Here is a 12079-nt window from a genome sequence, read left to right as displayed (position 1 = left end):
GTTGTCTAAATCCAGCCTGCCCGGTGCGCCTTCACTCCGGCCTGAAACCGGCTTTCCGCGCCAAGGTCCTCCAGCATTTTGGCAATGTGCCGGCGGCAGGTCCGCACGCTGATCCCCAACCTCCGGGCGATGACCTCATCTGACTGCCCCGAGGCGAGGGCACGGAGGATTGACCGCTGCAGGCTGCTCAGCTGCCCTGGCTGCGGGTCTTCTGCCAGGAACGGCTCGCCAAGTTCCCAGGCAAAATCGAACATGCGCACGAAGAGGTGAATCAGGTGGGGGTCGCGGATGACCAATCCGGCCCGGTCATCAGCACACCGCGCGCGCGGAACCACGGCCACCTTGCCGTCGAAGATCACGATCCGCAGCAGCATGTGCGGGAGGGTCCGGAATTCGCCGCCTGCTGCCGTGACAATCTCCACTGCCCTGCGGGTGGGCATGTGGTCCCGGATGCTGGAATGGTAGAGCGTCCGGCGCCGCACCCCCTGCCGCAGCAGATCGACATCCTTCTGGATGCTTTCCTCCTGCGCGTCGGCAGTGGCTCCCGGGCCGGGGCGCGCCATCAGGACGCAGTCGGATGCGGAGCGGCCGTACTCGATGAGGACGCTCATCACCTGGTCCGGGTCCTCCAGGACTTCGACGGCGGCATCGGTGGAAGCCTGCCGGCTGGCTTCGGCAAAGACATGGGCAAGGCCGGCCAGCTCCCGACGGGTCGCGGCGATCCTCGAGCGCAGATCGAGCAGCGCACGTTCGTCCGGGTCTACGAGTTCCGCCAGTGCGACGTCCGGCGAGACTGCCGCGAACCTGCTCCGGGGGCCTTCGTTGGCCCGCATCAGCAGGCGCCGCTCCATCAGCTGCTCGATGGCCGATTCGATGGAGCGCGTGGTGAAGCCCAGCGCCTCGGAGGCTTCGTCAACCCTCCAGCCGGGACTGCTGACGGCGTACCGGTACACGGCCAGACATACATCATCCACTGCAGCGGCTCCTTTCGGTGGTGCTGAGGCTACCCTATCCATCGGCGGTCCGCGCACGGTGGCGGCCGGCTTCCGGTCCGACAGATGGAAAGGCTGACATGGCCAGTTAATGCCACTAACCCCGGAGCCTCGGCTGACGGCTGGAAAATGCCGGTTTGCTGCGCTGATCTCGGGCGTTTCCGTTGGGCTGGGGGCGGGGGCCGGCGGCACCGGGGGTGAAACGGGGCATGACAGGAACCGGGCACCGGAAGGGGTAGACGAAGACTTGCGGGGCGGGGGAAGCTTTCGGAGTCAATCACTCGCACAGGCTGGGGATCAGCCGCAGGCACAGGAGGGGGAACGAAAATGACCAGCAAGGTTTGGGACTGGCTCTAAGGGATGCCCCTTAGGGGGCCTGCATCAACACCTTTACGACAACACCTTCACTACGAGAAAAACTGCAAGACCCCGCCCAGCGGCGGTAGCCAAGCAACAACCCCGGAGGGGATGCATGCCATGAGTCAGCTGACAGCAGTTCGAAACGCCTCACGAACTCACTCAACCGCACAATGGTGGACGCTCTCCTTCTACACCGGGGGCTTCGATGTAGCGGACGGCATCATTGGAGAGTTGGTTACCCCGCTGGCGGCCCAGGCACAGGCCAAGGGAGCCCGCCGATGGTATTACACGAGGTGCATGGAGCCGGCAAACGCGCACGTGCGGCTCAGGATCCTGGCGGAACCCGAGGTCTTGGAGCGGCTGAAATTCCTGCTGGCGGCGCTCCGGGACCAGGCATCGGGAGTCATCGGCCACCTGGAGGTGACCCACGAGTACAGTGAACCGGCAACTGACCGCCCGAACCCCGGCGGTACAGAGCAGCAAAATCTGCGGATGGAAGCAGATTTGGCCAAGTACGGAGGGGTCGAAGGCCTTGCCCTCGCCGAAGAAGTTTTTGAGCTCTCATCCGACCTCGGGGCATGGGCGACGGCGCGCTTTCCCAAGGTCCAGAACAGGTGGGCCCTCGGCTCCCTGCTGCTCTTTGATTCGGCACGGGCAATGATGAAGGGCCCGCGCTCGGCCAGCTGGCCGGACCGCCGGCGGATCTCCTGGGACTATTACTGGGACAGCCATCTGCGCAGCTGCACGTCAGGCTTTGGTTCGCGGGCCGCCAGCGTGCGGCAGGCGATGACGGTCCAAGTGGCGGCAAAGGTCATGCCCACCCAGCGGCTGATGGCGGCAACGGCGGCTGAATCGGCAGTGGAGAACTGGCGTCGACGCTGGTTTCGGACCATAGACACGTATCTGTACCGCGCCGACAAAGCCCGGCTGAGCCGAAGCGCCCAGCACCTCACCGTCTACCAGGCACACATGCTTCTCAACCGGCTGGGACTTTCGCTCCGTGAAGAAGCGGCTTTGGGACTGTATGCCCGGAGCTGGAGCGTTGAACGCGAAGCAGCACTCCTCGACAGGCATTAGGCCGGCCGAAGACCCAACATCAGGAAGGAAGCCGCAGTGGCTAGTCGCAATGAGTTGGTGGTAGCGGCCAACTCCCGGGATCTCTCTGAAGTCCTGGGATGCTCCGAAGACGTTGTCGACGTCCTTCGGGACCAAGGCATGGTGGAGTCTCATGGAGAGCTCTGGGATGTTGGCCCCGCACGGGACTACCTGCGGGATGCGGCGTGGGCCGGCGGATTTTGGGACTAGCGCCGACGAAGAGAGGGACGTCTTCACCCGGGTGAAGGCGTCCCTCTCTGATGCTGCGGGCGTTGAGGCCTGAGGCCCCGTTTGCCTGCGTGCCTTAGGCTGCGGAGGCCTCGGCTTCTCCGGCAAGCGTCGACACGACGCCGCGGAGCTGCTCCACGATCTCGGAATCGTCCTTCGGGTGGATCTCCGCGAAACGCGAAACCGAGCCGCCGATGGAGAGGCGGACGTCGTCAATGACGCGTGCGCCGGCGATGCCCAGGACCTTGCGGGCGTCGTCGTGCGCCCAGACCCCGCCGTACTGGCCGAAGGCCGAGCCAATGACGGCAGCAGGAGTGCCGGAGATGGCGCTCGTGCCGAAGGGGCGGGAAAGCCAGTCGATGGCGTTCTTCAGAACGGCGGGCATGGTGCCGTTGTACTCCGGGCAGACCAGCAGCAGGGCGTCAGCGGAAGCTGCCGCGGCGCGCAGGGCGGCAGCAGCTTCGGGAACGGATCCCTCGACATCGATGTCCTCGTTGTAGAACGGGACCTGTCCAATCCCGTCGAAGATCACGATGTCGACGTCGGCGCCGGCGGTGAGGGCTGCGGTGTCGGCAAGCTGGCGGTTGACCGAGCCGGCGCGAAGGCTGCCGACCAGGGTTAGTACTTTGGTGCTCAAGGGAACTCCTCTTTGGGACGTGCCCGGAACGGGCGCTGTCTGCTCTTCTCATACTATAAACGGACTGTGGTCCGCTTATATTCCGCGCGGGTTAGACTGTCCCGCATGCAGGGCAGCGGGCGCGAAGAAGACATCGGCGGATGGGAGCGCCTGGACGCTGCCCGAAATCGGCGCCTGCTGCTGGGCACCGCCTTGGCCATCGTGTCAGAAGCCGGCGTCGACGCTCTCACCATGGATGACCTGGCCCGCCGCGCCGGAGTGGGCAAGGGCACGGTCTTCCGACGCTTCGGCAGCCGGGCCGGGCTGATGCAGGCCCTCCTGGATCACGCCCAGCGCGGCTTTCAGGAGAGCTATATGAGGGGACCGGCTCCGCTTGGGCCGGGAGCGCAGCCGCTGGAGCGCCTGCATGCCTTCGGCCAGGCACGGATCCGGGCTCTGGAAATTACCGGCGAACTCCGGCGCGCCGCTGCTGTGGACGGCTTTACGCACCACCGGCATGCCACGCGCCAACTGGAACTTCTGCACCTCACCATGCTGCTGTCGGCCGTTCCTGCCGTCCGCGATCCCGAACTGACTGCCTATCAGCTGGAGGCCTTCCTTGAAGCCGGGCTGCTGCTGCATTTGCACCGCACGGCGGGAATGTCCCTTGACCGGATCATTGCCGGGTGGACCGGTCTGGTGGCCTCCGTGACGGGGTCCTCCGAGGGCTGAAAAGTCGGAGTGTCAGCAGGCTTACTAATTTAGTAGGGTGGGGATACTGTCGCCGCGGTTTGGCGGCCACATGGTCCTAACAATGATGGAGGCTACATGTCCGAAAACAGCTCATCCGTGCCCGACCTTCCCATCCCGGGGGCTCCGGCGCCGCTGGCGCCCGAGCTGAATGAACCCACCGAGCCGCGCGAGCCGCTGCCTCCCAAGCCGGATCAGGATGGACCGGAAACGGTCTCTCCCACCGGCGTTCCCACCGGGGCGCCCAAGGTCTCCAACGCCCAGAGCGGCCGGTATCTGACCACCGCGCAGGGCGTCCGGCTGCAGGATACCGATCATTCCCTCAAGGCAGGCCGGCGCGGTCCCATTCTCCTGCAGGACCATCATCTTCGGGAGAAAATCACCCACTTCGACCACGAGCGCATCCCGGAGCGCGTGGTGCATGCCCGCGGCGCGGCTGCCCACGGCGTGTTTGTGGCCAACGGTGCGGCGGAGGGCGTCACGCGTGCGGGTTTCCTGGCCAAGGGCACCGAAACTCCGGTCTTCGTCCGTTTCTCCACGGTCCTGGGATCCCGCGGTTCAGCTGACACCGTCCGGGATACCCGCGGCTTCAGCACCAAGTTCTACACCGATGAGGGCAACTACGACCTGGTTGCCAACAACATTCCCGTGTTCTTCATTCAGGACGCCATCAAGTTCCCTGACGTGATCCACGCCGGCAAGCCTCATCCGGACCGTGAAATCCCGCAGGCGCAGAGCGCCCACGACACGTTCTGGGACTTTGTCTCCCTGCACACCGAGGCCCAGCACCACACCATGTGGAACATGTCCGACCGCGGTATTCCGCGGTCTTACCGCACCATGGAAGGCTTCGGCGTCCACACCTTCCGCCTGGTCAACGCCAAGGGTGAAACCACCCTGGTGAAATTCCACTGGAAGCCCCGCCAGGGCGTGCACTCCCTGGTCTGGGAAGAAGCCCAGATCATCAATGGCATGGATCCTGACTACCACCGGCGCGACCTCGCCGATTCCATCGAAGCCGGCGCCTTTCCGCAGTGGGACCTGGGCATCCAGGTCTTCCCGGATACCGAGGACGAAATGTTCGAGGGGATCGACCTGCTGGATCCGACCAAGCTCGTTCCCGAGGAACTGGCACCGGTGCAGCTCATCGGCACGATGACCCTGAACGCCAACGTCACGAACTTCTTCGCGGAAACCGAGCAGGTGGCCTTCCACCCGGGACACCTGGTGCCGGGCATCGATGTCACCAACGACCCGCTGCTCCAGGGCCGGCTGTTCTCCTACATCGACACCCAGCTGACCCGGCTGGGCGGACCGAACTTCAGCCAGATTCCGATCAACCGCCCGCACGCGCCGGTCAACGACATGTTCCGTGAGGGTTTCCATCAGCACGCCGACCACTCCGGTGTTGCTCCGTACCAGCCCAACTCCCTCGACGGTGGCTGCCCGTTCATGGCAGGCGCGGACATGGGTGCCTTCATTGACGTTCCCGCCGAGGTCCCGGCGGCCCGCAAGGTCCGCGAGAATCCGGCCACCTTCGACGACCACTACAGCCAGGTCCGGATGTTCTTCCGTTCCCTGACGCCCGTGGAGCAGGATCACGTGGTCCAGGCCTACACATTTGAATTGGGCAAGTGCTACGAGGAGAACATCCGGCTGCGCCAGCTGCAGGCGCTGGCCAACATCGATGAGCGCCTGGCGTCGGAAGTAGCCACCGGACTGGGCCTGGAAGCACCGGCACCCAACGTTGCCGTTGAGGACACCGAGCCGAGCCCGGCATTGAGCCAGCTGGGCGGAACCTGGCCCGTGGCCGGGCGCATCATCGGTGTCGTAGCTGACGAGGCCACCGACCTGGGCGCCCTCGCCGAGGTCCTGGCCGCCGTCGACGCCGAGGGCATGGTGCCGCTGGTGATCGCACCGCACGGCGGAAAGCTGGGCGGCGAAGTGACCATTCAGCGGACCTACCTGACCGCGCGCTCCACCGAGTTCGACGCCATCGTGGTGGCGGCCTCCGGAGCTCCGGCGACCGACGCCGTCGACAGCCTTGACGCCAAGGCCGGCAATCCCGAGGGGAATTTCGCCCTCGATCCGCGCATCACCCTGCTCCTGACCGAAGCATTCCGCCACTCCAAGGCCATTGGGGCCTGGGGCGATGGAGCTGCCGTGCTGGAGGCCGCCGGAGTTTCCCCGCAGGCACCCGGCGTCGTCGTGGGCAGTGCCACCGAAGTGACAGCGAGCCTCACGGGCCTGCTGGCAGCGCACCGGGTCTGGGAGCGTTTCCCGACAGCCGTGGCTTAGGCACAGCCGCCCGGGCGAAGATTAGGCCCGGGTAAAGAAGTATTGGCGCAGCCGCTGCCCCGTTCGGGGCGGCGGGTGCGCTGCCGTTGGGGGCCGCTGACTTTGATTTGTGCGCCGCCGCTAGCTCTTCGGTTCGCTCTCCGGCGAGGGCGTCAAAGCCCGGATCAGGGCCGAAAGGTCCCGTCGCAGCCCGTCGTCGTTGTCGCCCGCCAGGAGCCGGACTTCGGCCTGCCTGGCCTGGGTCTCCACGGCGGCCCCGGTGGACGTTATGGTCCACCTGCCGCCGGAGCCGATGGTGGCATAGCCGCAGCACTCCAGGGCACGCACACAGTCGTCAACGCACCCGGGCGCCAGGCCGGAGGCAGTGGCCAGGGCTGCCGCGTCGGCGGGCGAAGAGGTCAAGAGGCCAAGAATAATGGTCCGCTCCTGGGTGAGCCGAAGTTCGGCAAGGGATTCTTCGGTGGCCCGGTTCGTGAGGAAGGCCGCAGCGGCGAGCAGCCGGGGAAAATCGACGGCGCCCGCTGAAATCTGCTCAGGACTCATGGTGCCAGCCCGGCGGCGTCCAGCCGGCAGGCACCTGATGGCCGGCGAATGTATCGCACGCGGAGCACGTGTAATTGGCCACGCCCGGGCTGTTGTCCGCTGCCGGGGTGAAGGATTCGAAAATGAGGAAATCATCCATGCCGCATTGATGGCAAAGGGGAGGGTGAACTGCGGGATCCATGGTGGTCCTCTGCTGAAGGGTTCGCAGGAAGCCATGGCCGCGTCTTGACCGTGAGTTTCTTATCGTAGTATCGAACCGCGCCCCGAACAATTCCCGGACGGGGCGTCAGCGACGCAGAGTCGCCGGGAATGCAAGGCAAGGAACCATGGAAGACCAGAGGACAGACGCCGCTCCCTGGGTGCGGCTGCAGGATTTGCTCATGCAGCACGAGGACGTCCAGGACTTTCTCCACGCCCTCGCCGTGCTGACGTCGTCGTCCCTGTCCACTCGCGGAACCGTTTACTGCGGGATCACCCTCCAGCGTTCGCGGAACCACCAGTTCACAGTGGCCAGCAGCGACGGCGAGGCGCTCCAGCTGGATGAGATCCAGTACGCCTTCGGCGACGGGCCCTGCCTGGACGCCATCCGGGTCCAGGATGAGGTGCATGTGGGCAATGCGGCCACCGACTCGCGCTGGCCCGAGTACATGGAGCACATCAGGGACGTCGGAATCCGCTCACTGTATTCCGTTCCGCTCAAACTGGGCGGCGAAGCCAAAGCCGCGATGAATCTCTACGCCAAGGATCCGGACGTCTTTGACGAGGACTTCCGCCGGGTCGCCCGCACCTATGCGGCCGAGGCCTCCCATGCGCTGCTGCTTGCGGTACGCGTTTCGCAGCACGTGGCCACCGTGGAGGACCTGCAGGCCGTGCTCGCGTCGAGGACCGACATTGACCTAGCGGTGGGGATCATCATGGGGCAGGACCGCTGCACTCAGCGGGAGGCCTTTGACACCCTGCGCCGGGCTTCGAACAGCAGGAACATCAAGGTGCGGGTTCTGGCGGCCGAGATCGTCGGCCGGCTGAACGGCGAGCCGGGCACCACCCACTTCGCCGCCGGCCGCTAGGCGGGCACCAGCTCCGTCCAGTCCGGCGCCAGGTCCAGCCCGAGGGCCACGGAGACGGAGGCGTGGGTAACCTCGCCGCCGGCAACGTTCAGTCCGCGCGCCAGCGCCTGCGAGGAGGTGAGGGCGCCGCGGATCCCGCGGTCCGCCAGTGCGACGGCGTAGGGAAGCGTCACGTTCGTCAGCGCATAGGTGGAGGTGTTCGGGACGGCACCGGGCATGTTGGCCACGCAGTAGAACAGGGAGCCGTGGATCCGGTACGTCGGGTCCTGGTGGGTGGTGGGACGGGTGTCTTCGAAGCACCCGCCCTGATCGACGGCGATGTCTACCAGGACGCTGCCGTGCTTCATCCGCGAAACCATGTCATTGCTGACCAGCTTCGGAGCACGGGCTCCGGGAATGAGCACCGATCCGATCACCAGGTCAGCGTCGAGCAGGGCGCGCTCGATCTCGAAGGCGTTCGAGGCGATGGTGCGGATGCGGCCTGCATACTGTGCGTCGAGCTGGCGCAGCCGGTCGATGTTGATGTCCAGGACGGCGACGTCGGCATGGGACCCGACCGCCCCGGCGACGGCATTGGTGCCGGCCACTCCGGCGCCGAGCACCACCACTTTTGCCGGCCGGACGCCGGGGACGCCGCCCAGCAGCAGTCCGGGGCCGCCGGCCGGCGACGTCAGGCACTGGGCCCCCACTTGGACGGACAGCCGTCCGGCCACCTCGGACATGGGGGCCAGCAGCGGCAGTGACCGCCCTTCCTGGACGGTTTCGTAGGCGATGGCCGTCATGCCGGAATCCATCAGCGCCCGGGTCAGCTCCGGGGCGGCGGCCAGATGCAGGTAGGTGAAGAGCACCAAATCAGGACGGAAGTAGCGGTATTCGGAAGCAACCGGTTCCTTGACCTTCAGGATCAGCCCGGCCCCGTTCCAGACGTCGTCGGCGGACTCGAGAATCCGGGCACCTGCGGCGGCGTACTCGGAATCGCTGATGCTCGACCCGGTGCCGGCTCCGGACTCAATAAGCACGGTATGTCCGCGCATGGTGAACTCATGGACGCCGGAAGCCGTGATGGCGACGCGAAACTCGTTGTTCTTGATTTCTTTGGGGATACCGATGATCACAGTTGGCTCCAAAACATCGCAGGTGCGGCGGCGGACCGCCGGGTTCTCACCAGCATAGGGGAGCGGGGCCCGTCACTGCCCGCCCGACGGTTCCCCGTGCTGCCCGCGGGCCGTCTTGGCCTGCTGCTGCTCCAGCCACGCTTCGACGTCGGACAGGCGGATGCGGCGGTGGGTACCGCGGTATTCGACGGGAATGATGCCGGCGTCCGTCAGGTTCCGCAGGTAGGTGTGCGAGATTCCGGCGGCGGCAGCGGCCTGCGACGTCGTCAGGAGCGGCACGTTCGAACCGTTCCGGGCGGCAGGCTCGCGGGATTTCGGCACGGTGCCGGCAGCGGCGGCTTCGGCGCGGACCCCGGTTTCGGAAGCCACGGTGACTGATTCGCCCCGGCCCAGCCGGCCGAGCAGATCCAGGACGGCGTCGCGTGCGGCCGCCGGCAGGCGAAGTGCCGTTCCATCGACAAAAACGGTCACATCCCCGGCGGAGAGGGCGCGGGCCAGGGCCCGTACTTCTGGTTCCGGAAGTGCCGGCGTGCGGTGAGGGCTCTGGGTCATGCTGCCATCTTGCCAAAGTTCCGGGATCGGCGCGCATGCAGCCGTTATTTGCCCGGTTCCATGCGTCGGACCTGCGCTGCGGTGCGGCTCCGGCAGTGTTGCCGGAGCCGCACCGGGAACGTTAGTCGATCAGCTCGTAGGCGGGCAGCGTCAGGAAGTCCACGTACTCCTCGGCGAGGCTGATGTCAGCGATCAGCTGGCTGGCAGGGGCGTAGTAGCGGGTGAACAGGTCCTCGGAAACCTCGCCTCGCAGCCGCTCGGTCTCTTCCGACAGGATCCGCTCCACCAGCTCCGGCGTCACCGTGGCGCCGGTGTCCTCCAGGACAACGCCGTTCCGGACCTGCTGCCACACCTGCGAGCGGGAGATCTCGGCCGTGGCGGCGTCCTCCATGAGGTTGTGGATGGCCACGGCGCCGTTGCCGGAGAGCCATACGGCCGTGTACGCCACTGCCACGTAAAGGTTTGACCGGAGGCCGGCCTCGGTGATGGAGCCGCCGGCCGTGCTGACGTCCAGCAGCTCGGAAGCCGACACGGAGACGTCGTCGCGCTGGCGGTCCACCTGATTGGGCTTCTCCCCAAGGACCGAGTCGAAGACCTCGCGGCAGGTGGCAACCATATCCGGGTGGGCCACCCAGGACCCGTCAAAGCCGTCGTTGGCTTCACGGGTTTTGTCCGCAGTCACTTTCTCGAACGCCTTGGCCGTGATCTCCGGTTCGCGCCGGTTGGGGATGAACGCCGCCATGCCGCCCATGGCAAAGGCACCGCGGCGGTGGCAGGTTTTCACCAGCAGTTCCGTGTACGCCCGCATGAACGGGGCCGTCATGGCAACGTCGGCGCGGTCGGGCAGCAGGAATGCCTTCCCGGCATCGCGGAAAACCTTGATCATGCTGAACAGGTAATCCCAGCGGCCGGCGTTCAGGCCCGAAGCGTGGTCGCGCAGCTCGTAGAGTATTTCGTCCATTTCGAAGGCGGCCGGGATGGTCTCGATCAGCACCGTGGCGCGGATGGTGCCCTGCGGCACGCCCACGTAGTCCTCGGCGAAGGAGAAAATGTCATTCCAGAGCCGGGCTTCCAGATGGCTTTCCATCTTGGGCAGGTAGTAGAACGGGCCGGCGCCGTTCTCCAGCAGGGCGCGGGCATTGGCGAAGAAGTGCAGGCCGAAGTCCACCAGTGCGCCCACGGCGGGTTCGCCGTCGATGGTCACGTGCTTCTCGGGCAGGTGCCAGCCGCGGGGACGGACGACCATCACTGCCAGCGGCGCGTCGTTCCGGAGCGCATATTCCTTGCCCTCCCCGCTGCTGAAGGACAGGTTCCCGCGTGAGGCTCCGTACAGATTGACCTGGGCGTCCACCACGTTGTGCCAGGTGGGGGTCTGGGCGTCTTCGAGGTCCGCCAGCCAGACTTTGGCGCCGGAATTCAGTGCGTTGATGGCCATTTTGGCCGGTGAAGCGGGTCCGGTCATCTCAACTCTCCGGTCCGTCAACGCAGCCGGGGCCGCCGCCACCGTCCAGTCGGCCTCACGGATTTCGGCCGTCTCCGGCAGGAAATCCAGGCTTTCCCCGGCAGCGATGCGGTTGCGGCGTTCGATCCGGGCCGCCAGCCGTTCATCACGGGTGGCGCGGAACCGGTGGTGCAGTTCTTCAAGGAAAACCAGTGCATCCGGTGTCAGGATCTTCTCGGACCCCTCGACAGGGGACAAATCGCTTACGTTTATGGCCATCGTGCATCTCCCTGGGATGGTGTGGAGCTCTGAGGCGGCCCGCTGGGCGCCAAGTGGAAGGCAGTTTACACGGATGGTTTCCCGCGGCCCGGAGCTAGGTGTCGTTGGCCCGCAGAAAGGTGAGGATGTCCGCCGTCGGGCTCCAGCCCTGCCGGCCGTACCAGAGGGCGGACTTCGGCAGCGCGGGCATCAGGATCAGCGGTGCTTCCCGAACCGCGGCTTCACCGGTGAGCGCAGCCAGCACAGCGGACTCCATCGTGTGGTCCGGGTCCGCGCGCCGGATATCGATGCCCCCGAACACCGCGAATCCGCTTCCCAGGGCAATCCGGCCCCGGGCGACCGGGTTGCCGGACGCACTGATTTCGACCACCGAGCCGCCCGCGCTTTCGGCCAGGCCAAGCTCCGCGCCCTCGGGGAGTTGTGGCACCTGAGGCAGGTCCGACGGATCGGCGGTGAGCAGCGCCAGCCGCGAGAGCGGCACCAGCCCCTGCCCGGCGGCAAATCCGTAGGCAGTTTCGGCATCATCGGTCACCAGGGTCAGACGCGCGCCCCTGCGGCCCATCACCTCCGCTGCTGCCCGCGGGGTGTCCCGGCCCGGCCAGGTAACGACGTACTGCGGAGGAACCGTGCCGCCCGCCGGCGCCATCTGCACGGCATCGCCGTCCGGAGTGCTGTGCAGTCCGCGCACTGCTGCCCACGCCGGGGCCCACTGGGCGAAAGTGCTCTGCCAGGATCCCACCGGG

At 66.3% G+C, this 12079-nt stretch carries 13 protein-coding genes; 5 read left to right on the top strand and 8 right to left on the bottom strand.

The window, feature by feature from the left end:
* Nucleotides 1-5: 5 nt before the first annotated feature.
* Nucleotides 6-974, bottom strand: a complete 969-nt coding sequence (locus QNN99_RS10280; protein WP_229966357.1) for a helix-turn-helix transcriptional regulator — start codon at nucleotides 972-974, stop codon at nucleotides 6-8.
* Nucleotides 975-1469: 495 nt separating this feature from the next.
* Between QNN99_RS10280 and QNN99_RS10275 the strand changes: the two genes are divergently transcribed.
* Together QNN99_RS10275 and QNN99_RS10270 are read left to right on the top strand one after the other, a co-directional pair.
* Entirely contained in the window at nucleotides 1470-2429 is a 960-nt protein-coding gene (locus QNN99_RS10275) for a lantibiotic dehydratase C-terminal domain-containing protein (protein ID WP_229966356.1), read from the top strand.
* Between the two features lie 36 nt (nucleotides 2430-2465).
* Nucleotides 2466-2657 (top strand): hypothetical protein, encoded by a 192-nt coding sequence (locus QNN99_RS10270; RefSeq protein WP_229966355.1) that lies wholly within the window; start codon nucleotides 2466-2468, stop codon nucleotides 2655-2657.
* A gap of 94 nt (nucleotides 2658-2751) precedes the next feature.
* On the opposite strand, the gene QNN99_RS10265 is transcribed toward QNN99_RS10270, so the two are convergent.
* A complete protein-coding gene (locus QNN99_RS10265; RefSeq protein ID WP_229966354.1) occupies nucleotides 2752-3312 on the bottom strand; it encodes an NAD(P)H-dependent oxidoreductase in 561 nt (186 codons plus the stop codon).
* Between the two features lie 105 nt (nucleotides 3313-3417).
* Between QNN99_RS10265 and QNN99_RS10260 the strand changes: the two genes are divergently transcribed.
* Nucleotides 3418-4023 (top strand): TetR/AcrR family transcriptional regulator, encoded by a 606-nt coding sequence (locus tag QNN99_RS10260; protein WP_229966353.1) that lies wholly within the window; start codon nucleotides 3418-3420, stop codon nucleotides 4021-4023.
* Between the two features lie 96 nt (nucleotides 4024-4119).
* Nucleotides 4120-6339, top strand: coding sequence for a catalase (locus QNN99_RS10255; protein ID WP_229966352.1), 2220 nt, complete (start codon nucleotides 4120-4122; stop codon nucleotides 6337-6339).
* 120 nt (nucleotides 6340-6459) lie between these two features.
* On the opposite strand, the gene QNN99_RS10250 is transcribed toward QNN99_RS10255, so the two are convergent.
* A complete protein-coding gene (locus QNN99_RS10250) occupies nucleotides 6460-6882 on the bottom strand; it encodes a hypothetical protein (RefSeq protein ID WP_229966351.1) in 423 nt (140 codons plus the stop codon).
* Nucleotides 6872-7021 (bottom strand): hypothetical protein, encoded by a 150-nt coding sequence (locus QNN99_RS10245; RefSeq protein WP_229966350.1) that lies wholly within the window; start codon nucleotides 7019-7021, stop codon nucleotides 6872-6874. Before QNN99_RS10245 ends, QNN99_RS10250 begins: the two co-directional genes overlap by 11 nt.
* Nucleotides 7022-7208: 187 nt before the next feature.
* On the opposite strand from QNN99_RS10245, the gene QNN99_RS10240 reads away from it, so the two are divergent.
* On the top strand, nucleotides 7209-7949 hold the full coding sequence (locus tag QNN99_RS10240; protein WP_229966349.1) for a GAF and ANTAR domain-containing protein: 741 nt from the start codon (nucleotides 7209-7211) through the stop codon (nucleotides 7947-7949).
* On the opposite strand, the gene ald is transcribed toward QNN99_RS10240, so the two are convergent.
* The 4 genes from ald to QNN99_RS10220 form a co-directional block, all read right to left on the bottom strand.
* Nucleotides 7946-9064, bottom strand: coding sequence for an alanine dehydrogenase (ald, locus tag QNN99_RS10235; RefSeq protein ID WP_229966348.1), 1119 nt, complete (start codon nucleotides 9062-9064; stop codon nucleotides 7946-7948). The genes QNN99_RS10240 and ald overlap by 4 nt on opposite strands.
* A gap of 72 nt (nucleotides 9065-9136) precedes the next feature.
* Nucleotides 9137-9616, bottom strand: coding sequence for a helix-turn-helix domain-containing protein (locus tag QNN99_RS10230; RefSeq protein WP_229966347.1), 480 nt, complete (start codon nucleotides 9614-9616; stop codon nucleotides 9137-9139).
* Nucleotides 9617-9737: 121 nt separating this feature from the next.
* Entirely contained in the window at nucleotides 9738-11336 is a 1599-nt protein-coding gene (gene aceB / locus QNN99_RS10225; RefSeq protein WP_229966346.1) for a malate synthase A, read from the bottom strand.
* Between the two features lie 94 nt (nucleotides 11337-11430).
* Entirely contained in the window at nucleotides 11431-12075 is a 645-nt protein-coding gene (locus QNN99_RS10220; protein ID WP_229966345.1) for a hypothetical protein, read from the bottom strand.
* Nucleotides 12076-12079: the final 4 nt, after the last annotated feature.

This window comes from Arthrobacter sp. zg.Y820, assembly GCF_030125555.1.
Taxonomy (GTDB): domain Bacteria; phylum Actinomycetota; class Actinomycetes; order Actinomycetales; family Micrococcaceae; genus Arthrobacter_B.
Note: the sequence above shows the minus strand (reverse complement) of the source record. Positions and strands in the feature narration are given on the sequence as shown.